A 21432-nucleotide genomic window follows, 5' to 3' on the forward strand; every position below is an offset into this window, starting at 1 on the left:
TGTAAATCATCAGGACATAAAACATAAAAAACTGCACCTCCAAATGTTAGTTGTGCTAACAATTGGGGTGCAGTTCAATTTACTCTGACGTTTTTTTATTTTGCTATAGAAACGATACGCATTCAAACTTACTTATCTGCTGCTCGTTTTTTGTCTTCCTTTTGTGAACCACTCGGACTTTGGCTTCAATGGAGGGTTAGACTTAGGTTTTGCTTTAGCTGGTTTGGATGCCGCTGATTTTGTTGCTGCCGGTTTTGTTGCCGCAGGTTTAGCAGTTGCTGGTTTGGAATTCGACGGTCTGGAAGACGATGGTCTCGAAGCTGCTGCTTTCGAACCTGACGGTTTCGCCGAACGATCTGTCTTCATTTGCGTTTTACGAGACATCGGATAAGGATGATCCTTAACTTCCGGAATCGATTTTCCAATCAATTTTTCAATATCTTTAAGGAAAGGAAGCTCTTCAGCTTCGCAAAAAGAAATTGCCGTTCCGCTCAATCCCGCTCTGCCTGTACGACCGATCCGGTGCACATAGGTTTCCGGAATGTTCGGTAAGTTGAAGTTAATTACGTGAGACAGCTCATCAATATCAATTCCCCGGGCAGCTATATCCGTAGCTACGAGAACACGAGTCGCACCGCTTTTAAAATTCCGCAAGGCGTTCTGGCGATCATTTTGTGATTTATTGCCGTGTATGGCTTGAGCAGAAATGTTCACTTTAGCCAGATCGCGGGTAACACGGTCCGCACCACGTTTGGTACGAGTAAACACCAAAGCTGAGACGATGGATTTATCCTGTAACAGCAGGTTCAATTGGTTTTGCTTATTTCCGTTCTCTAATAAATAGATCGATTGATTGATTCTATCCGCAGTAGATGACACGGGTGTGATCTCTACCTTCACTGGATTCACAAGCAATGTTTTGATCAATTTGGAGATTTCAGTTGGCATCGTTGCCGAGAAAAACAGAGTTTGCTTCTTCGTAGGCATTTTGGCGATGATTCGTTTCACATCATGGATAAAGCCCATATCCAGCATCCGGTCAGCTTCATCTAGAACTAAAATTTGTACATATTGCAGATCTACACGTTTCTGATTGATCAGGTCGATAAGTCTACCAGGGGTAGCAATAAGAATATCGGCACCTTGATTCAGTGCGCGCTCTTGCACTTTCTGTGACACACCGCCAACAATGGCAGCAGAGCGGATATCTGTATATTGGCTATACGCTTTTATGTTATCAGCAATTTGAATCGCTAGTTCTCTTGTCGGTGTTAAAATCAACGAGCGAATGCGTCGCACATTATTGGATTTGTTTGGGTTGGATTGTTCGCTTAACAATTGAATAATAGGCACGGAAAATGCAGCTGTTTTTCCTGTTCCCGTTTGCGCGCATCCAAGTAAATCTCTACCCGCTAATACAGCTGGAATCGACTGCTCCTGTATTGGTGTAGGTGATGTATAGTTTTCTTTGCTTAAAGCCTTCAAAATTGCAGGCACAATATTCAGTTCATTAAATGTCATTGGGTCTCCTTAATTTCTAATACATATATTCTTAACAATAAATCCTTTTGTCACGTCATAAACCATAATCATAACACAATAAGTTACATAATAATAGATTTTCTTTATCATTACACCAATTTTCATTAAAAATCCATTTCAGGATACTATTCGTTCTGCTCGTACAGAAATATTTTGCTAACCGTAAAATACTCCTCCTCAATTTATCCTGGGGCGTATCTTTTGTTGATCCTGTTGATCCTGTTGAGCAATCGGACTCAGACGCCCTTATTTTGAAGATTCATGGTTTTTGGCGATGCTATCGGACTCAGATGCAGTTATTCACACCTTCGAAGCCCAGTTCAGGACAAATATAAGGCAATAAGAGCTATGCGGTCCGATACCTTGGCAAAATAGATCAAAATGCTGAAATAGCTGCGATACAGTCCGATATGTACAAGCGGTCGGGTAAACCACGCAAACTTTACAGCACGCGGATCAGACACACAATCCTTACAGCACGCGGATCAGACACACAATCCTTACAGCACGCAGATCAGACACGCAATCCTTACAGCACGCGGATCAGACACGCAATCCTTACAGCACGCGGATCAGACACGCACAAAAAAGCGGAGGATTTCTCCCCCGCTTCTTATCTTTGCTATAACTATGATGACTATTCTACGATTTCAGCAGTATCGCCGTTGTTGGCACCTGCAGCGTTAGCTTCGTCAGTGTCAATATGCATATCCAGTTTAAAGCTGTCTGATACGCGTGCAATTACGTTCTCCAATACGAGACCACGATCGCCTCCGAGACGAACTTTAAGCAATTGCTTATCAGCAATGCCCCAAGCTTCAGCTTCAGAAGTATGGAAGTGAATGTGACGAGCGGCGATGATAACGCCTTGTTCCAATTCTACTTCGCCAGCAGGTCCTTTAAGCGTAATGCCAGGTGTTCCATCAATATTTCCAGATTCGCGAACTGGAGCTTTCACGCCAAGTGCGAAGGAGTCAGTACGGGAAATTTCTAATTGGGAAGCCGGACGAGCAGGTCCCAAAATTCTTACTTTGTCAAATTTACCTTTGCTGCCGATAACTGCTACTTGCTCATTTGCTGCAAACTGTCCTGGTTGAGAGAGGGGTTTGAACTCCGTTAGTTGATATCCTGGGCCAAACAAAGCCTCCACATGCTCTTGCGTAAGGTGAATATGTCTAGCCGACACACCTACGGGTACAGTCTTACTCATAGTAAAGTCACTCCTTGTATTTTCTCTAGTATCTGTACAAGCCATTAACCATTATACATCTTCTTAACCAAAAATAAAAAGCCCCACATCATAACGAGGGCCTTTTTTTCGACAATTCATACTTTTAGAACAGGATTGTCATGATTTAGACACCTGTGAAGGTAAGTTTGTACGCAAGTAGGAGACCGCATTCTCATATAACCAACCTTTAACGGAAGCTTCTGGATAGTAACGAAGCAGGTGCTCGGCAAGCTCAGGGTATTTTCCCGGATGCTCCATGTTCTCTACCCAAGTGTCAATGCCGTCAAAGTCCGAACCAAACATCATATGTTTCTCGCCACCCAGACTACATACATGATCAATATGCTTTAATAAATCATCCATACGAGCTTTTCCATCATCACATACAAACCACGGATAAAAGGTCAGGCCCATTCTTCCGTCCATTGCAATCAAAGCTTTAATCTGTTCATCATTTAAATTTCTAACATGCCCACAGATTGCTGCGGCGTTCGAATGGGAAGCTATAAACGGACGTGTGCTTAAGTCGGCTAGCTCCCAAAAACCTGCCTGAGACAAATGCGACACATCAAGCAGCATTCCACTGTCGTTGCACCATTCGATCAGCTTTCGCCCTTTTTCCGTAAATCCGCCGTTGCGCTGCTCCAATACTCCGTCCGCTGCCCAATTGGCATAATTCCAAGTGATCCCCAAAAACCGCACGCCAAGCTCAAAGCAGAGCTGTGCATAAAATAGGTTCCCTTCTAGACCGTCTACACCCTCCAGAGAGAGCATTCCCCATGGAGGTGCTCCAACTGCTCGTTTACCTACCTCCTCCTTCCAACGCAGCCACTGAAGGCTCTCTGCGCCTAATATTTTTTGCCGGAACAAATCAATTTGTCCTAAAACATTCTCAAAGCTAGGTCTACCTCTACTTGCCGAAAGGTATATCGCAAAAATCTGCAATTCTACACCGCCCGCTACCAACCTCTCTCCGGTGACATCCAACCGGGGATCATTCTTAAAATCCATATCCGGTGATGCTTGCATTTTACTCAGCACATCACAATGAAAATCCGCAACCTGTAGCTTATCGGTTCTCATCCCAAGCCCTCGCTTTCATGCAGCCCTATTCCAGATTCTATGCTTAAAAACGCCAGACTATATACCAAAAGCAAAAAACCTGTTTACATAAGTAAACAGGTTCATCGTTCTATGCTTCTATTATCTGGGTTCTACAATCAATTTAATCGCGGTTCGATCCTCTCCATCAATCACAATGTCTGTAAATGCCGGAATGCAGATCAAATCTACTCCGCTTGGTGCAACAAATCCCCGGGCAATGGCAACTGCTTTGACTGCTTGATTCAGTGCTCCAGCTCCAATAGCTTGTAATTCGGCCGATCCACGTTCACGAAGAACACCTGCTAAAGCGCCGGCGACGGAATTTGGATTGGATTTAGCTGATACTTTTAATACATCCATAGTAAGTACCTCCCCTGGGAAAATAATGGTGTTCTTCCACTACTTTAGATGTTATTCGCGAGAGAAGAAATAATTCCTTCTTTTTGCGGACTACTCTGGAGAAAATGGTACAATAGATACTCTTTTTCGATATAATAAATATCACACTTTACCCTTATTCGGCGAAATTACCCAGAAAATCACTTATCTTATCCTACTACTAGCTCATTACCCATTCATCTTCACGTAGCCGTATTTTCTCCAGACGGGTAGCCGCGCCAGTATTCTCGTCTAATTCTGCAAATAAACCGTGAAGCTGCCATTTGCCTTCATCAACAACAAATCGTGCTGGAAGCTGTGTAGTGAACTTATAAAGTACTGCATCTCTTTCCATACCCAGAATCCCTTCGCTTGAACCAACCATACCCGCATCGGTCAAGTAAGCCGTTCCACCTGGCAAAATCACATCATCATTCGTCTGCACGTGAGTGTGGGTCCCAACTACAATTGATGCGCGACCATCCATGAAATAGCCCATGGCGATTTTTTCGGAGGTAACCTCTGCATGGAAATCAACGAGAATGCATTTATGATCTCTACGTAGCTCTTCCACAATTTCTTCACCCACACGGAAAGGGCAATCAATCGCAGGCAAAAATGTACGGCCTTGCAGGTTAACTATAGCCAGCTCTTTCCCGTTACCTTTAACAACCGTATATCCTCTTCCTGGTGTTCCTGGAGGAAAATTAGCAGGACGGATAATCCGGGCCTCATCGTCGATAAACTCGAAGATATCCTTGTTGTCCCATGTGTGATTACCCATGGTGATTCCGTGAATGCCCCAGTTAAAAAATTCATTTGCGATCGCTTTAGTAATCCCTCTACCGGCAGCAGAATTTTCACCGTTAACTATGATTATATGTGGTTGATATTTGCTTTTTAATGAGGGCAACATCTCCCGAAGTGCCTTCCTACCTACACTACCTACGATATCTCCAATGAATAGTACTTTAATGTTTCTCTCCTCCTAATCTTAACCTCTTCATCTAACGGATAAGTCTTCATATTTAAAAGAAAAAAGGCCCCGCTTAGGGGCCAATTTTCATCAAATATAAGAAAGTATAAGTTATATCTTATCCTTTAACCTTATATTCCTAGCAGAAACATGTACCAGGAAACGATCATAAATATCGTTATTTCCGAAGCGTATGTTATCTACTTATTGCCTATTTAGCGTATTCAACAGCCCGTGTCTCACGAATAACGGTAACCTTGATATGTCCTGGATAATCCAGTTCACTTTCAATCATCTTCGTAATATCGCGAGCAAGACGGAATGCCTCTGCATCGTCAATCTTCTCTGGCTGTACCATCACGCGCACCTCACGGCCCGCTTGAATAGCAAATGATTTCTCAACGCCTTCGAACGACTCTGAGATTTCTTCCAGCTTCTCTAGACGTTTAATATACGTTTCCAGTGTTTCACGGCGAGCACCAGGTCTAGCAGCCGACAATGCGTCAGCGGCACCAACCAACATAGCAATAACCGAGGTAGCTTCGCAGTCTCCATGATGAGATGCGATACTGTTGATAACAACCGGATGTTCCTTATATTTCTTCGCTAGTTCAACGCCGATCTCAACGTGCGAACCTTCCACTTCATGATCCAGCGCTTTGCCGATATCATGAAGTAATCCTGCACGTTTTGCAAGCACGATGTCTTCCCCAAGCTCACCGGCCATCAGTCCTGTTAAATAAGCAACCTCCATGGAGTGCTTCAATACATTTTGACCATAGCTTGTACGGAATTTCAGACGCCCCAGAATCTTGATCAAATCTGGATGCAAACCGTGAACGCCCACTTCGAAAGTAGCTTGCTCACCATATTCCCGAATCCGTTCGTCCACTTCTTTGCGGGATTTCTCCACCATCTCTTCAATACGAGCGGGGTGAATACGTCCATCAGCCACCAATTTCTCAAGTGCCGTACGGGCCACTTCACGGCGGATTGGATCAAATCCCGACAAAATAACTGCTTCCGGCGTATCATCAATAATGAGGTCGATACCTGTAAGAGTTTCCAACGCACGAATATTACGGCCTTCACGACCGATAATCCGACCCTTCATCTCTTCATTCGGCAACGTAACAACTGAAACCGTTGTTTCCGCCACGTGATCAGCTGCACAGCGTTGGATAGCGAGTGTAATGATTTCACGGGATTTCTTATCCGCTTCTTCTTTCGCCTGCTGTTCAATTTCTTTGATCATTTGTGCCGTTTCATGGCGAACTTCTTGCTCAACATTGCTAAGAATGATACTTCTTGCATCTTCGATGCTTAAATTGGAGATACGTTCCAATTCAGTGACTTGGTTTTTGTAAATAACATCAATTTGCTGTTGGGTTTCATCAATTCGTTTCTCTTTGTTAGCTACTTGTTCTTCTTTTCTTTCAAGCGATTCCATTTTTTTATCCAGAGATTCTTCCTTTTGCAGCAAACGTCTCTCTTGCCGTTGGATTTCATTCCGACGTTCACGAGTTTCTTTCTCAGCTTCAGTACGGATTCTATGGACTTCGTCCTTAGCTTCCAATACTGTTTCTTTCTTCAGCGCCTCAGCGTCCTTCTTCGCATTCTCAACGATGACAACGGCTTCTCTTTCTGCGCTTTGGATTTTAGCTTCTGCAAGGGATTTACGAATAAAATAACCGAACCCAAAGAATATTGCAGCTACAACGAGAACGATAATGACCCAGATCCATGATTCCAGCATCTGTTCACCTCCTCGTTGGTTCCTCTCCAAGGTATATCCCTGGGAATTGTGCAGTTGTTTAACTATCCGTTCATCACCATACAAAAAACCGGTAAACAACCGATTGCCATACTGCACATGCTGCACATGCACACTGCCCGCCTTATCCGGCGATTACATTTCATATGAGTTGTACGTGAACCGTTTAAAACAGTCTCCTTTTTGGGAAGGAAAAAGGATTCTAATTTTATGCCGATTCATGTTATATTTTATTATTTATAAAAAGACATTGTCAAGAGAGTCGATATACGCATTAATGTCAAGAGAATCAGTGATTCTAGTAAAACTCCTCATCTTCACCTTCATAATTGTCTTCCGCAAGTAAAGTATTGATCACTTGGCGAACCATATCGCCCGAGAATCCACGGCGCATAAGGAAGGCTCCAGTCTTTCTTCGCTTATCTGAAGCGTCTCCACGGATGAGATTCCATTTCTTGCGCCCTGTTTCGAGTGCACTCTCCAGCTCTTGTTCAGGAGTAATATTCTCCAAAGCTTCCGATATAAGGGTTTTGTCAATCCCCTTCTCACGTAGCTCTTGTCGAATCCACATCTTCCCTTTCCGCTGGTTCGCTATTCGTTGCTCCGCCCATTGCTTAGCATATAAAGGGTCATCAAGAAATCTTTCCTGCTGTAGCCGCTGCACCACTTCCGCAATAATAGTCTCTCCTATTTCCTTCTGGCGTAAACGGCGAGTCATTTCCATAGCGGTGCGTGGTTTACGTTCAAGATAACGGAGGCCTTCCACATAAGCTCGTTGACGCTCATCAGCTACAACAATTTCTTCCAAATCAGCCTTCATAAAAGAATTACCAGTAATCATTCGATATTTAATCATGACGTCCTCGTGCACAGTCATGTTATATGCTCCGAAATGTATGATATAACGGTGGTCAGATTTCTTTTGACGTTCTACTTTAGTGATCTCTAAGAGTTCTCCTTCAGGAAAATCAGATAACACCTGCTCATCTTGTTCTTCTGCTTCAAAATCCAGTTGTATTACCATAGTTGTTTGTCACCTCATAGCAATAGATCAGTTATCGTCTTACTTTCAATACTTGTTAAGAAAAGACACCCTGCAACAATCAATCACAGGGCGTCCTATTGTTTAATATACTATTCGATTTCGAGGAGCAATTTTTCTTCTTCCTCTTGCTCTGCAACAATCTCATCATTATTCGGCGCAGCAACAATAGTGGATAAATTACTTGCTTCACGGATCTTATTCTCAATAATAAGGGCAATATCCTGATGTTCCTTCAAAAACTGCTTAGCATTCTCACGACCTTGGCCGAGACGCTCGCCTTCGTAGGAATACCATGCACCACTCTTATTCACGATATCCATTTCAGTACCGATATCTACAAGACTTCCCTCTTTGGAAATCCCTTCACCATACATGATATCAACATCAGCCTGTTTAAATGGAGGGGCTACTTTATTCTTCACAATCTTGATCTTAGTACGGTTACCAACCACATCGTTCCCCATCTTGATGCTCTCTACGCGACGTACATCTAAACGTACAGAGGAGTAGAATTTCAATGCACGACCACCCGGAGTTGTCTCAGGGTTACCGAACATAACACCGATCTTCTCACGAAGCTGGTTGATAAAGATAGCAATCGTATTCGATTTGCTAATGGCACCAGAAAGCTTACGAAGTGCTTGAGACATCAAGCGAGCTTGCAGTCCGACGTGGGAATCACCCATATCGCCTTCAATTTCAGCCTTAGGTACCAAAGCAGCAACGGAGTCAACGACAATAATGTCAACGGCTCCACTACGAACAAGTGCTTCGGCGATTTCCAGCGCTTGTTCACCCGTATCTGGCTGAGAAAGCAGCAATTCATCGATATTTACGCCCAAGTTACGTGCATATTTCGGATCAAGCGCATGCTCGGCATCGATAAAAGCAGCTTGTCCGCCTTGTCTTTGCACTTCTGCAATAGCATGAAGAGCAACTGTTGTTTTACCTGAAGATTCCGGTCCATATACTTCAATAATACGTCCCTTTGGAAGTCCGCCTATACCTAACGCAATATCAAGTGCCAAAGATCCGCTAGGTACAACTTCCACTTGCATATGCGTGGATTCTCCCAGTTTCATTACCGAACCTTTACCAAATTGTTTTTCTATTTGACGAAGCGCCATATCAAGCGCTGCACGACGATCTGACAATCAGACCACTTCCTTCACTGTTTATAGTAATATAATAACGTGTTTTTAAGGTCTTGCCAAGCTTTTTTTCGAACATACATTCGTTTTTTTTGTCTTGGGCGTTATTTATCCCTTTTATTGTAAGCCTCCCTCCGGAGATAGAAGTTAATTAAATTCTCCACTCCACCGGACATCAACGACTTATGATCATGAGAAAGCATCGTGATCAAAATCTCTGCAAATATACAAAAAACCGCAGCAAAGAAATCTCAGTGCCACGGTTCTTCCGTATGTGTTTATTATAACTGGGCTAATCTCCCATTACAAGTCTGAACCCTCAAGAGGTGTCTCCACCTTGCGTTCCTCAAGTCTCCGCCAGAGACGATACAGCAAAGCCTTAACTGTTCGTAAGCGGATATTTTCCCGCGTACCTTTAAGATTAAGCTCATAAACCTCTGTCTTACGTCCCCGTTCAGCCAAGCCGATAAATACAAGTCCAACAGGCTTTCGTTCAGAATAACCCGGTCCAGCTACACCTGTAACAGATAAGCCGAAATCGCTGTCTGCAATCATTCTCACTTGGTCAGCCAACACCTCGGCAACTTCTCGGCTTACGGCTCCAGGGGCATTGGGTCCCTCCAAATAAGCACTTGGCACATTCAGCAGCTTTTTCTTTAAGTCATTTGAATAGCAGACGATTCCGCCGGCAAACATCGAAGCACTGCCTGGAATATTTGTTATACTCTCCATCAGCAAACCTCCGGTGCAGCTCTCTGCCGCACTTAAGGTCAGGCCGGCATCCGCCATCCAATCCACTATCAATTGCTCTAGCGGCACATCAATGTTCGCATACAAATGTTCCGGCAAAATCTCCTTGATTTGTTGTTCCAGTATCTCCAGCTTTTTTGTAGCTTCATGCTCAGAAGGGGCCTTTGTCGAAATACGAACAGTTACCTCTCCCTCTTTGGCATACGGAGCAATCGTTGGATCAGTCTGACTGCGAATCAGCTCAATGAGCTTGTCCTCCAGCAGTGATTCTCCGATGCCGGCAAATTTGAGCATTTTTGAATAAAGCGGTGTTTCGTTCGTCAAGGCGTGCTGCTGTAGCCACGGTACTGCTTTATCTACGAACATCGGTTTCATCTCACGAGGTGGACCTGGAAGCACAATATAATATTTCTTCTCATGCTCAAAAGCAATCCCAACCGCAAGACCGATTTCATTCGGCAACGGTGTAGTTCCTTCAATTATAAGTGCCTGTTTGCGGTTATTTTCGGTCATAACGATCTTACGATCATCAAAGAAACGTTGTACATGATCCATCGCCAAACGATCAATGTGGAGCGTTCTACCTAGCGATGCAGCCAGTGCGTCTTTAGTCAGATCATCCTCAGTGGGGCCAATTCCGCCTGTAAAGATAATAACGTCGGCCCGACTCTGAGCGATCTCGATGGCTTGCTGCAGGCGGCTGCTGTTATCACCGACAACAGTTTGAAAGTATACATCGATCCCGATGGCAGCTAGCTCTATAGACAAAAACTGGGCATTACTATTCACGATTTGACCGAGCAAAAGCTCTGTCCCTACTGCAATAATCTCCGCTTTCATACCTGGCTTTCGCCTCCTAGTTATAATGTAGGTACACTGCTTTTAGATTTCAAAAAAGGTAATAGGTGCTTCACCTATTACCCTTCCTTGTATGTCCAGCTTACATGCTTACGCATTATGCAGCTGTAGCAGATCCTTATTCTTCACAAAATAATCAATTCCAGAATAAATAGTGATCAGCGCTGCGGCCCAAATAGCAATATCGTCTACAGGAATACTGACAAATTGAAATGGGAAATTATTCAACAACAGCAGTGAAATCGCAACAATTTGTACAACCGTCTTTATCTTGCCCCATTTGCTGGCGGCAACCACTTTTCCCTCTAGCAATGCAATCTGGCGAAGTCCGGTGACTGCAAACTCACGACTAATGATTACAATAGCAATCCATGAATCGCATCTGCCCAGTTCCACAAGTGAAATCAGAACTGCAGATACCAGCAGTTTGTCCGCAAGTGGATCAAGGAGTTTACCGAGATTGGTGACCATATTATATTTCCTAGCAATGTAGCCGTCTATTCCATCCGTGCTGGCCGCAAGCAAAAAGATTACAGCTGCTACCAAATGATTAACAGATAGCTGAAACGAGCCCCAATGTATCGGTTCTGGATAAAAACTGAAATCCACCAGTAAAAAAAACATCATAATCGGGATCAGGCAAATACGAGCTAGCGTGATGCGGTTGGGCAAATTCACTGAAGTTTTCCTCCCCTAAATCGTTCATACAAATTGCCTAAAACAGGCTAATCCATTTCTACTTAAGCAAGTATATTATAGCAATAAATAGGTGTCAAAAAAACAGAAAGCACCCCGCGTTGTTAGCGCTAATAAGCACTGCGGGGCACAAAATTCTATTTCATGTTCATGAATTGTAGATCCAGTGGCAAATCAGCTTTACGCAAAATCTGAATAATCTGCTGCAAATCATCGCGGCTCTTGCCGGTTACACGAATTTGATCCCCTTGGATCTGGCTCTTCACCTTTAATTTTGAATCACGGATCAGAATATTAATCTTTTTCGCATTCTCCTGATCAATGCCTTGCTTAAGCCCTAAACGTTGACGTACAGATCCCAGGGAAGCCGGTTCTACTTTACCGAAGTCCAGATTCTTTAGGGTAATGCCTCTTTTCACCATCTTTGATTGTAAAATATCAATAACAGCGTTTAGCTTATATTCGTCTTCAGAGGCGATTATAAGTGCGTCTTTCTCCATCTTCAGACTGCTTTTGCTGTTCTTAAAATCAAAGCGGTTGTCGATCTCTTTCTCTGTTTGGTGAATAGCATTCGTTAACTCCTGCATATCCATTTTGGATACAATATCAAATGAACATTCTGAACTCATTAAACTCCACGTCCTTTATACAATTAGTCTGCTACTATTATAAGAGAATGGTACTATTAAGTCTAATTTTGGATAAATCATTATGTAGCTCACCCGACATAGAAAACAGCCCCACTAAGTGGAGCTTTTCCTTCGAGTGAGTTTGGTTCAAAGGGTAGAAACACGTCTCCACCGGAAGTACGCCGTTGGAGACGTTCATTTCTACAGCTTCTATCTGCTTCGGACCGGATTACGAAACATATCCAGAATTCCTAGCACAATATGTGCAATACCGAATCCGAGAATTCCGTATCCCCAAGCACCTGGTGTCAAATAGTATCCGATGAGACTGACAACAACCCCAAGGCCAGCTACAATCCAGCTAACTGTCATAAGATGTACACCTCACTTTGGCTAAAACTGAAAACAGTCTTATGTTCTCCCTAAAGCCAAAGTCTATACATCCTATTTGTTATTCGCCTGTCCCTTCACTTTGGGTACCTTCACTTCCAGAACCGTCGTCAAGATTAAGCAGGAGACGTGAAGAAGTCTTCTCATCCGTGATTACTTGACCATTTACGGTAATCTCAGTTGCTGGGGAATACCCAGACTTAATATACATGCCCTCACTACCAAGAACGAAGCTCATAGTTTCTCCTGCAGCTGTATTTCCGAAGGAGAGTTTTTCACCTTTAGAGTTCTCGCCTTTGTAAACTTCAAGCCAGCTTACTCCGGATGCAACAATCTCAACCTTAACTTCGCTTCCGGCAGGAGCTGTGACCTTAAATTTCGTTGTTTTGCCTGACTTCCCATCTGGTGTAACCGTGATAGATTGAGGAGTCGGCGTTGGTGTCGGTGTTGGCGTAGGCTCCGTAGTTGGCTCTGTAGTTGCTTCAGCACCTGCCGAGGAAGTAGGCGCTACAACACCGCCTCCTGATGCGGGTGGAGAAGTTTGTGCTGTATTAGGATCCTGCACATTATTGGTGATATTTGTTTGATCAACTTGATCAGGGTCTGCTTTGTTTAAACTAGAAGCATAAATGTAAATCACTACAATAATCAATATAGGGAATGTCCACATTAGCACCGTTGGCAGCCATTTTGCATTCCGTTCGGTTTCGGGTCTACGGCTGCGCTTTTGAATCACCGTCTCCATGGTCGTGTCTGCGGGTGGTGCAGGTACGTTCCCATGCTCCTCGAGCAGTTCGTCAGGACTCATGCCTACTGCTTCTGCATACGTTTTGATAAACGCCCTCACATAAAAACTTCCTGGAAGCACCTTGTAGTCTCCAGACTCGATGGCTTCCAAATACTTTTTGCGAATTTTTGTTACTTCCTGGACATCGTCAAGACTCATCCCTTTTTGCAGACGTGCCTCTTTCAATTGCCGGCCCAGTTCCGACATACCATCACCTCCTGTAAGTTCTATGAATGTAAACTTCCTTAACCAGCTTTATAAATAAACATGCTCGGAAGTGTATTCTTCATTGTTTGTGTTCTATAAATCATCACTGTAGCTCGTCGTAAACGACTCGTACAAGATTTCTTCAGTTGGATTATTCCGCAGCTCAATAATAATATCAAAGTCATCATAACTGTACTCAGATTCGCGTACGAAAATATCTGGATGCTCTATAACCTTTGTGCTTGGCATGCTCATAACATTTTGTAATAAATTATAATGTTTCTCATTAGAGCGGATCGTACTAACTATACCATCAATAATAAATACATTATGTGGGTTCATCTCATCTTCAGCCAATTGACTCCGCACCGTCTGCCGCAACAGTGTGGACGAGACAAATGTCCAGCGTTTCATAGCACAGACACTGCCAGCTATAATGGATTCCGTCTTTCCTACACGGGGCATACCACGCAGTCCTATAACCTGATTCCCATCTTTTTTAAACAGCTCACCGAGAAAATCAACCAATAGACCTAACTCATCGCGGGTGAAACGAAACGTCTTCCGATCATCTGAATCCCGTTCAATATATCGCCCATGGCGCACAGCCAGCTTGTCCACGAGCCTAGGAGACCGCAGAGCTGAAACTGTAATATTATCAACTTTTTTGAGCATTTCGCCCATCAGCATAATTTTCTCATCATCATTGGTCTCCAGCAACATTCCGCGAGTTTTTCCTTCAACTCCATTAATCGTCAGAATGTTAACTTCCAGCATCCCTAACATTGAAGCGATATCACCAAGCAGACCGGGTCTGTTCTTGTGAATCTTGTATTCCATATACCACTGTTTATATTCCACTTGTACACCTCATAGATTCCTTTTCCCTACCCTTTGCCAATACAGCAAAAAAAGCTGCCCCGGCAAAGCGGTCTTTTACACGGGTCATGTTAATGATATATAAAATAAAAATGAAAGGCAAGGTCAGTCCTGTAATAATTGCAGAAAAGCTCCCACAGGGGGAGCTTTTCCGCAAGCTTAGGCGTTGTCTTTCGCCAACTTGACCATGAGTTTAGCAATCGTTTGCTTTTCTTCATCGTTGCCGACATCCCATAGCTCTTTGATCGCACGGTTTTGAGTGTTTGCTGGATCCACTTTTTCATCAAGGAATTCCCCGATTTCAAAAGCCAGCTTTGAGATTGTGTCTTGACTCATCCCAAGTTTCTCTGCCTGTACAACCCGTTTACCTAAGAATTTCTTCCAGGTGTCAAAATTTTTGATTACGCTATCGTCTTGTGTCATCTTAAATCCTCCTTCATGTTTACGGTCGAACACCTGCATACAGGCTGTAAGCCGCCTTACGAGAGATTAAAAAACAACACTTATAATATGTCTCAGACGATAGCTTCTTATGCTGGAGCTTTTCTCCAAGTTAAGCATTACGTAATCCAGCCACCGTTAGGGCTAATGATCTGCCCAGTAATATACCCGGATTCTGGCAGTGCCAAAAAGTAAATCAATGAGGAGATTTCGTTCGGAGTAGCCAAACGTCCCGCCGGAATCTCATCCTCCAGCATCCGGACCTCATCCTCCTGTAGGTTAGACAACATATTCGTATTAACCGCTCCTGGAGCTACCGCGTTCACAGTTACGCCAGAAGGTGCTAATTCTTTGGCTAACGCCTTAGTAAAAGCATTTACTCCGCCTTTACTAGCTGAATAAGCGACCTCACAAGAGGCTCCCGATATTCCCCACACGGAAGAAACGTTGATGATTCGACCATAACGCTGGGATACCATGTACGGCATAAAAATCTGGCTGCACATAAAGGTACCTTTCAAGTTAATGGCCATAATATCGTCCCATTCCTCTTCGCTCACATCAGCGAGCATCCCGTAATGAGATTTACCGGCATTGTTAACAAGGATATCCGGCTGCATTCCATTGCTTTCAAGCTTCTCCGCCATTCGTACAATCTGACTGCGATCCTTCATATCCGCATTTACAGTCATTACCTTTGCTCCAAGGGCCATACAACGCCGAGCGACATCATTAGCAGCTTCATGTGAGTGCTTGTAGTGTATAACAATATTCATGCCCACAGAGGCAAACCGTTCTGCAATGGCGCCACCGATTCCCCCGCTGCCCCCTGTCACCAGAACTGTCATTTCTCCTAATGGTTTGTTGCTCTCTCCCAAAAGCGCCATTTAAGGACTCACCACTAGTGAAACAGCGAGCTGCTCCCAATTTACATGGGCATGTAAACGCTCATTCACTTCAGCTAAAGTAATCGATTCGTAAATAGGCAGAACTTCAAACAGGTCACCACCGCGGAATTGGTAACGTGTAAATTCATGTGCGATACTTTCAGGGGAGTTCAGCATGCGCAAATATCCGCCTATTTTCTTTTTCCGTGCCCGCTCGAAATCCTTCTCAGCAAAGCCAGACTTTAAGATCTGATCCACTTCTTCTTTTATTCGTTTTAGAAGCAAATCAGGGTCCTTGGTATCTCCACCCATAGCTGAAAAAGCATATTGTTCTGAACTATTAAATTCATGACCAAAGCTGTCAGAGATCAGTTCTTCATCATAGAGCTTTTGGTACAACGCTGTGCTGCTGCCAACCAGCAAATCAAGCATAAGCTTAGTGGCCAGATCACGCTTAAGCGCAGCTTCACCTGTAAGACCATCAACTTTTTCCTTAAATCCAAACATAATCTTAGGCATCGAAACGGCGAGTTTACTTTCCAAGCGCTTCGTAGCGACTTGTTCCGGCTCCTCTTCAAAAATACGCTTAATCTCACCTTGTTTACCATAAGATTTCCCCTGCTGATTGCTGCGAATCAAGGAGAATACCTTCTCCGGATCCACACCACCTACTACGAACAACAGCATATTGCTGGGATGATAAAAAGAGTTGTAACAAGTGTACAGTGTTTCTTTCGTAATCGTACTAATTGATTCTATAGTTCCAGCAATATCAATCCGAACCGGATGTTTCGAATACATCGCCTCAATAAGGCCAAAGTACACACGCCAGTCTGGATTATCTGCATACATATTGATTTCTTGACCAATGATCCCTTTTTCCTTTTCTACATTCTCATCCGTAAAATAAGGTCGTTGCACAAAATCAACGAGTGTACTAAGGTTGGTCTCTATGTTTTCTGTTGCCGAGAAAAGATAAACCGTCTGATCGAAACTTGTAAAAGCGTTAGCTGAAGCTCCATTTGAGGCAAAAGTGGCAAAAATATCGCCTTCTGGCTCTTCAAACATTTTGTGCTCCAAAAAGTGAGCTATACCATCAGGAACAGTGGTCTCTTCTCCACCTGCGACATGAAAATGGTTATCTACAGAACCGTATTTAGTTGCAAATGTGGCGTAAGTTTTTTTGAATGTTGGTTTTGGCAATACATAAACCTGAAGCCCATTATCCATCACCTCATGATAAAGGGTCTCTTGAAGTCTGTCGTATTGAATCTGTTCCATCTCTATTCCTCCTTCCCTGTCAAGAAATAAATCGTATCCAGCTGAAAGGTCTCCGCTGCGGCTTTTACTTCCCCTGCACCGATTTGTTCCACCTCTTCTAGCAGCTGATCCGCTGTCCGTTCTTTTCCTGACAACTGGCGGTTGAAGTCGTAAGAGATCATCTCAAAAGCAGAATCCGGAATCTCGGAAAGCTGATTGCGGATCATGGCTTTGGTCTGGCTTAACTCCAGATCACTGATGTTGCCAGCTTTCATCTCTTCCAATTGTTTCTCTATAATTTCAACAGCTTTGTTGTAATTTTGCGTTTCGATGCCTGATTGTATCGTTCCAATCCCCTTGTGACCGTCATAGCGTGAAGATGCATAATATGCAAGACTGGCCTTCTCCCGTACATTGACGAAGAGTTTGGAGTGTGGATACCCTCCTAATATTCCGTTGTACATAAGTGCGGACGCATATGTATCGTCCTTATACGTAATTGATGTGCGCAGACCCATGTTCAACTTGCCCTGACTGACATCCAGCTTCTCCTCTACCGTCCTTACCTCGCTAACGGATACTGGGACAAACTTGGAGCTATATAAGCCCACCTCCGACTGAATGCGTCCGAAGTGATGCTGCACAAGCTTTTCAACTTCCTCAGTAGTCGTATCTCCCACTACATAGAGATCCAAAATAGCTCCATCCAGCCATGAATTATAGGATTCGTACAAACTTTTTGGGGTAATCCGGTCCAAATCCGCTCTTTGACCCAGTGGATGAAGACGATAGGGCTCGTTACGGCACATTTCTTCGATACAGCGCTCCGCTGCATAACGAATCTTATCATTTACGATAGATTCCAGCTTCTTGCGCACTGTTTCACGCTCTGTTGCAACATAGGAAGGACGGAAGCTTCCATCCTCGACCAATGGACGGGTCAGGACTTCTCCTAGAAAAGCAAAGGATTGTTCAAGCAAGCTCTCCTGACTCTGCACGAAGGAGTCATTAATGGTGTCCATGCGAAACTGAACAATCTGATAATCGCCTCTTTTATAAATATCAAAACCAAATCCAGCGCCATACAGCTCCTCCAAACGCTCGCGGAATTGAGTAGTCTCTGGATAAGAAGCGGTACCTCTGCGGAGCACAAATGGAGCAAGTGCTGTAGGGGTGACCATATCCTCATTAAGTGGGACGCCGGCATAAAGTGAGATGGCGTAGGTCTTGAACGCCTTGGTAGGCATCACGTGAATACGCATACCTGCAACGTTGCCATGCTGAAATACATTATTAGTCAAGTCCAAAACTCCTTTACCGCGTGGATAGTTGCTCATTAACATGTTTATGAATTAATAACCATTCTAAACCATTCCAAAGTAAGGAAGCAACCGGATGCCTCTTCCCGGTTGCTCTCTGGATTTACTTCTTTACTTATCTACATACAGAAAATATGCTGGCCGATAGTCTTGACCTGTGGACGAGTCCAAATCCATTTGGAGGTCGCCGTTTTAGGGTTGAAATAATACAAACATCCACCCGAAGGGTCCCAGCCATTCAGCGCTTGCTGCACTGCTTTTCGTGCCTGCTCATTTGGCTCTAAATAAATCTGCCCGTCAGCTACAGCTGTAAAAGCTCCCGGCTGAAAAATAACGCCAGACGGTGTATTAGGAAAGCTCGGAGATTTTACCCGGTTCAAGATTACTGCAGCAACAGCAACTTGACCTTCGAAAGGTTCACCTCTTGATTCACCATAGACGGCATTAGCCATAATTTTGAGATCATTTTCTGATAATCCCATCGTATTCCCTGAAGACAGAGACGCTGAATCCGAATTATTGGTTGTATTTGTTTTGTTACCGGTGTTGTTGTTTGCTGTATTATTTCCGGTTGCTGAAGCCGACTCTGTCGGCTTCCAGTTCTTAGTTGCGTTATACAATTTCAACTTAGTCTTAGCGCCTACGATGCCATCAGACTTCATTCCAAACTTCCATTGAAACCACGTTACTGAATTTTTCGTTTTCGGACCAAACTGACTGTCTATTTTCCCTTCATAAAAGCCCAGATGTTTTAAACGTCCTTGCAACTCATAAACATCCTGACCAGAAGAACCGAGTTTAATCGGAGTCGTGCTGAAGGCAGGCAAGGCCTCTTCTTCAGGATGATTTAGTTCATGGACAAATGACGCAGCAGCACTTTGCTTGGTCTGTACTATGCCATTACCCTGGAGCAACATTCCTGCAAACGGTGCGGCAGCAAGTGCAAGGGTTAAAGAAGCAAAGATCCACAACTTATGTTTCTTCATAGGGGTTCGCTCTACCTTTCTTTTGTGAGTTCTGCATGAATGGCTAAAGTTATTATGACGACTGTCAGGACATCCTATGCATTACTAAAAAAGAAGTAATAGCATTTCATTGTAATTGAGAATGATTATCAACTATAATCGAAATAAGAAAACGTTGGAGTTGATATTAATCATGAATTTAAAGGACCACATGTTATTGTGGAACCACGCATTAATAGAAATTATTGATATACGCCATACTTTTCAACGATCAGGTGATCTGAATTCACATTATCAGCTGCCCTCAAGTGCATTCTTGTTGATCATAAACGGCAAGGCCGAAATACTAATTGACGAGGTCCCGCACGAGATCAGCAACTTTCATATCCTTCATGGTGGAAAAGGAATGAACATTCAATTTTTACGCACGGAGGAACTACTGGAGTATTACTTAATTTTATATAAAGCAAACCTTTCACTCGCCTCACGCAACAATCTAAAAGCAATCATGGAACATAATAATCCCTTTAATCTCCAATATGGATTCACGCCTACTAGTCCACTGCCCTTATTTGATAAGATGGAGAACATGTTTACTGATTGGGGCAAAACAGGGCTTTTGGATCGGCTGCATGTCAAAACACTTTTTTATCAATGGATTTATGAGATGCTTAGGTAGCTGCATACGCTGGAAACACAGTTAATTCAACCTGATCCGCTAGATCAAGCAATTCGCTATATGCAGACTTATTATAAGGAAACCTTCTCTCTTGAAAAATTAGCTAAAGCGGTAAACAGCAGCCCTAGAACATTATCCAGATTATTCAGAACACAGCTGCAGACTAGCCCTGCTCAGTACTTAATCAACATCCGCATGGAAAAATCGAAAATATTGCTCCTGAACACAGAGGCTAGCTTGCATGACATCGCAATTGCAGTAGGTTATCCTGATGGCTATTATCTAGGAAAAATGTTTAAAAAATATTACGGAATCTCCCCTGTCCGATACAAAAATAAAGTTATCACCCACTCCAGTTGGCGTGATATGCCATCTCAAGGTGCACAAATTGACATTGCCCGAACACAACCTCTCCGTTATATTGATTATGATAATCATTATCAATATAACGGAGAAGGGGAATTACCAATGTTTAGAAATGCCAAACCATCATTACTGCTCACCCTGTTATTATGCTTTACCATAGTGTTAAGCGCTTGTTCCACGGGAACCACAAATTCAAATGCATCAAGCAATGGGAAACCCACCCCCTCAGCAGAAACAAGTACAGGGGCAAATACAGACAAAGCTGCTGTCGAAGCACAAACCCGGATAATTTCCACAGTTAAAGGAGACATTGCCGTTCCCGCTAGTCCACAAAGAGTTGTAGTTCTTTATTTGCTCGGTGATGTACTGGCTCTCGGCATTAAACCTATAGGTGTATCCGATGTATCCGAGGGTGCAGCATTTGAAGATGAGCTAAAAGATGTGCAAAAGCTTGGCACCTGGTTTGAGGCTAGCCCTGAAGCAATCCTTGCTCTTAATCCCGATCTTATCATTGTGCCGTCAGAGGAAACTTATGAAGCCCTTCACCAAATTGCGCCAACAGTCTTAGTTCCGTATGAAAAAATGTCAACAGAAGAACGGGTGTCCTTTATTGGACAAGTCGTAGGCAAAGAAGATCAAGCAAAAGAATTATTTACTGATTTCCATAAAAAAGTTGAGGACAGCAAACAAAAGCTGCAAGAAGCTGGTATTCTTGATCACACAATATCCATCATGGAAGGTGGAAAAGACAACAGCATGGCTGTTGTAGCGAGCAAACAATTCGGACGTGGTTCACAAATCATTTATGAATATTTAGGCATGAAGGCGCCGGACATCATTCAACAGGAAATAGATACGGCGACTGGTGCGGATGGGGAATCCGTATCCTTTGAAGTCCTTGGCAAATACAGTGGTGACTATATCTTCCGCTCCTCTTATGATGGTATGGCTGATCTGACCCAAAACCCAATTTGGAACAATATCCCTGCCGTGAAAGAAGGCCGTTTGATGGAGATCGATTTTGGCTTAGGTTATTACAGTGATATCTATTCTCTAAATGTGCAACTGGATTATATTGTTGAAGCTTTGCTTGCTGCGCCAAGAGTCAAATAAGTACT

21 protein-coding genes are annotated in these 21432 nt (G+C 43.5%); 2 read left to right on the forward strand and 19 right to left on the reverse strand.

Annotated elements, in window-relative coordinates; all coding sequences use genetic code 11:
- Nucleotides 1-132 precede the first annotated feature (132 nt).
- The 19 genes from MHH86_RS18385 to sleB form a co-directional block, all read right to left on the reverse strand.
- Nucleotides 133-1521, reverse strand: coding sequence for a DEAD/DEAH box helicase (locus MHH86_RS18385; protein WP_036688380.1), 1389 nt, complete (start codon nt 1519-1521; stop codon nt 133-135).
- Nucleotides 1522-2179: 658 nt separating this feature from the next.
- On the reverse strand, nt 2180-2752 hold the full coding sequence (locus MHH86_RS18390; RefSeq protein ID WP_036688383.1) for a phosphate propanoyltransferase: 573 nt from the start codon (nt 2750-2752) through the stop codon (nt 2180-2182).
- A 138-nt stretch (nt 2753-2890) separates the two neighbouring features.
- Nucleotides 2891-3856 carry a dipeptidase gene (locus MHH86_RS18395; protein WP_036688385.1) on the reverse strand — a complete coding sequence of 322 codons (966 nt, stop codon included), beginning with the start codon at nt 3854-3856 and terminating at the stop codon, nt 2891-2893.
- Nucleotides 3857-3976: 120 nt separating this feature from the next.
- Complete coding sequence (locus tag MHH86_RS18400; RefSeq protein WP_019910496.1) at nt 3977-4237, reverse strand: stage V sporulation protein S; 261 nt, start codon at nt 4235-4237, stop codon at nt 3977-3979.
- Nucleotides 4238-4436: 199 nt separating this feature from the next.
- Nucleotides 4437-5231, reverse strand: a complete 795-nt coding sequence (locus tag MHH86_RS18405) for a TIGR00282 family metallophosphoesterase (protein ID WP_036688388.1) — start codon at nt 5229-5231, stop codon at nt 4437-4439.
- 211 nt (nt 5232-5442) lie between these two features.
- Entirely contained in the window at nt 5443-6984 is a 1542-nt protein-coding gene (gene rny, locus MHH86_RS18410; RefSeq protein ID WP_036689085.1) for a ribonuclease Y, read from the reverse strand.
- A gap of 319 nt (nt 6985-7303) precedes the next feature.
- On the reverse strand, nt 7304-8029 hold the full coding sequence (locus tag MHH86_RS18415; RefSeq protein WP_051491576.1) for a RecX family transcriptional regulator: 726 nt from the start codon (nt 8027-8029) through the stop codon (nt 7304-7306).
- 110 nt (nt 8030-8139) lie between these two features.
- Nucleotides 8140-9204 carry a recombinase RecA gene (recA, locus tag MHH86_RS18420; RefSeq protein ID WP_036688391.1) on the reverse strand — a complete coding sequence of 355 codons (1065 nt, stop codon included), beginning with the start codon at nt 9202-9204 and terminating at the stop codon, nt 8140-8142.
- A 300-nt stretch (nt 9205-9504) separates the two neighbouring features.
- Nucleotides 9505-10791 (reverse strand): competence/damage-inducible protein A, encoded by a 1287-nt coding sequence (locus MHH86_RS18425; protein ID WP_036688393.1) that lies wholly within the window; start codon nt 10789-10791, stop codon nt 9505-9507.
- A 108-nt stretch (nt 10792-10899) separates the two neighbouring features.
- The gene (gene pgsA / locus MHH86_RS18430) at nt 10900-11487 is read right to left on the reverse strand and encodes a CDP-diacylglycerol--glycerol-3-phosphate 3-phosphatidyltransferase (RefSeq protein ID WP_036688397.1); all 588 of its coding nucleotides are present in this window, start codon (nt 11485-11487) and stop codon (nt 10900-10902) included.
- A gap of 155 nt (nt 11488-11642) precedes the next feature.
- On the reverse strand, nt 11643-12134 hold the full coding sequence (locus tag MHH86_RS18435) for a YajQ family cyclic di-GMP-binding protein (RefSeq protein WP_036688400.1): 492 nt from the start codon (nt 12132-12134) through the stop codon (nt 11643-11645).
- A 210-nt stretch (nt 12135-12344) separates the two neighbouring features.
- The gene (locus MHH86_RS18440; RefSeq protein ID WP_169744781.1) at nt 12345-12506 is read right to left on the reverse strand and encodes a hypothetical protein; all 162 of its coding nucleotides are present in this window, start codon (nt 12504-12506) and stop codon (nt 12345-12347) included.
- Nucleotides 12507-12585: 79 nt separating this feature from the next.
- Nucleotides 12586-13518: a RodZ domain-containing protein gene (locus tag MHH86_RS18445; protein WP_036688403.1), complete on the reverse strand. Its 933-nt coding sequence runs from the start codon at nt 13516-13518 to the stop codon at nt 12586-12588.
- Between the two features lie 93 nt (nt 13519-13611).
- A complete protein-coding gene (locus MHH86_RS18450) occupies nt 13612-14379 on the reverse strand; it encodes a DUF3388 domain-containing protein (protein ID WP_036688406.1) in 768 nt (255 codons plus the stop codon).
- 177 nt (nt 14380-14556) lie between these two features.
- Complete coding sequence (locus tag MHH86_RS18455) at nt 14557-14820, reverse strand: DUF3243 domain-containing protein (protein WP_036688409.1); 264 nt, start codon at nt 14818-14820, stop codon at nt 14557-14559.
- 137 nt (nt 14821-14957) lie between these two features.
- Nucleotides 14958-15725, reverse strand: coding sequence for a 3-oxoacyl-ACP reductase FabG (gene fabG, locus MHH86_RS18460; protein ID WP_036688412.1), 768 nt, complete (start codon nt 15723-15725; stop codon nt 14958-14960).
- Complete coding sequence (locus MHH86_RS18465; protein WP_038571902.1) at nt 15726-17006, reverse strand: pitrilysin family protein; 1281 nt, start codon at nt 17004-17006, stop codon at nt 15726-15728. It abuts the gene before it with no gap.
- 2 nt (nt 17007-17008) lie between these two features.
- Nucleotides 17009-18247, reverse strand: coding sequence for a pitrilysin family protein (locus tag MHH86_RS18470; protein WP_235219574.1), 1239 nt, complete (start codon nt 18245-18247; stop codon nt 17009-17011).
- A 176-nt stretch (nt 18248-18423) separates the two neighbouring features.
- Nucleotides 18424-19290: a spore cortex-lytic enzyme gene (gene sleB, locus MHH86_RS18475; protein WP_036688421.1), complete on the reverse strand. Its 867-nt coding sequence runs from the start codon at nt 19288-19290 to the stop codon at nt 18424-18426.
- A gap of 190 nt (nt 19291-19480) precedes the next feature.
- Between sleB and MHH86_RS18480 the strand changes: the two genes are divergently transcribed.
- Both MHH86_RS18480 and MHH86_RS18485 read left to right on the forward strand, forming a co-directional pair.
- Nucleotides 19481-19948 carry a hypothetical protein gene (locus MHH86_RS18480; RefSeq protein WP_342479380.1) on the forward strand — a complete coding sequence of 156 codons (468 nt, stop codon included), beginning with the start codon at nt 19481-19483 and terminating at the stop codon, nt 19946-19948.
- A 60-nt stretch (nt 19949-20008) separates the two neighbouring features.
- Nucleotides 20009-21427 carry an ABC transporter substrate-binding protein gene (locus tag MHH86_RS18485; protein WP_340940480.1) on the forward strand — a complete coding sequence of 473 codons (1419 nt, stop codon included), beginning with the start codon at nt 20009-20011 and terminating at the stop codon, nt 21425-21427.
- Nucleotides 21428-21432: the final 5 nt, after the last annotated feature.

Source organism: Paenibacillus sp. FSL F4-0097 (assembly GCF_038593125.1).
GTDB classification, from domain to species: domain Bacteria; phylum Bacillota; class Bacilli; order Paenibacillales; family Paenibacillaceae; genus Paenibacillus_AQ; species Paenibacillus_AQ odorifer.

What these genes read in the sequence shown, in the direction of transcription:
- MHH86_RS18425 (WP_036688393.1), bottom strand. Translation starts at nt 10,791, where the DNA reads ATGAAAGCGGAGATTATTGCAGTAGGGACAGAGCTTTTGCTCGGTCAA.
- MHH86_RS18395 (WP_036688385.1), bottom strand. Translation starts at nt 3,856, where the DNA reads ATGAGAACCGATAAGCTACAGGTTGCGGATTTTCATTGTGATGTGCTG.
- MHH86_RS18415 (WP_051491576.1), bottom strand. Translation starts at nt 8,029, where the DNA reads ATGGTAATACAACTGGATTTTGAAGCAGAAGAACAAGATGAGCAGGTG.
- MHH86_RS18445 (WP_036688403.1), bottom strand. Translation starts at nt 13,518, where the DNA reads ATGTCGGAACTGGGCCGGCAATTGAAAGAGGCACGTCTGCAAAAAGGG.
- MHH86_RS18440 (WP_169744781.1), bottom strand. Translation starts at nt 12,506, where the DNA reads ATGACAGTTAGCTGGATTGTAGCTGGCCTTGGGGTTGTTGTCAGTCTC.
- MHH86_RS18390 (WP_036688383.1), bottom strand. Translation starts at nt 2,752, where the DNA reads ATGAGTAAGACTGTACCCGTAGGTGTGTCGGCTAGACATATTCACCTT.
- MHH86_RS18385 (WP_036688380.1), bottom strand. Translation starts at nt 1,521, where the DNA reads ATGACATTTAATGAACTGAATATTGTGCCTGCAATTTTGAAGGCTTTA.
- MHH86_RS18400 (WP_019910496.1), bottom strand. Translation starts at nt 4,237, where the DNA reads ATGGATGTATTAAAAGTATCAGCTAAATCCAATCCAAATTCCGTCGCC.
- MHH86_RS18470 (WP_235219574.1), bottom strand. Translation starts at nt 18,247, where the DNA reads ATGCGTATTCACGTGATGCCTACCAAGGCGTTCAAGACCTACGCCATC.
- MHH86_RS18485 (WP_340940480.1), top strand. Translation starts at nt 20,009, where the DNA reads ATGCAGACTTATTATAAGGAAACCTTCTCTCTTGAAAAATTAGCTAAA.
- MHH86_RS18480 (WP_342479380.1), top strand. Translation starts at nt 19,481, where the DNA reads ATGTTATTGTGGAACCACGCATTAATAGAAATTATTGATATACGCCAT.
- MHH86_RS18435 (WP_036688400.1), bottom strand. Translation starts at nt 12,134, where the DNA reads ATGAGTTCAGAATGTTCATTTGATATTGTATCCAAAATGGATATGCAG.
- fabG (WP_036688412.1), bottom strand. Translation starts at nt 15,725, where the DNA reads ATGGCGCTTTTGGGAGAGAGCAACAAACCATTAGGAGAAATGACAGTT.
- MHH86_RS18465 (WP_038571902.1), bottom strand. Translation starts at nt 17,006, where the DNA reads ATGGAACAGATTCAATACGACAGACTTCAAGAGACCCTTTATCATGAG.
- sleB (WP_036688421.1), bottom strand. Translation starts at nt 19,290, where the DNA reads ATGAAGAAACATAAGTTGTGGATCTTTGCTTCTTTAACCCTTGCACTT.
- MHH86_RS18455 (WP_036688409.1), bottom strand. Translation starts at nt 14,820, where the DNA reads ATGACACAAGACGATAGCGTAATCAAAAATTTTGACACCTGGAAGAAA.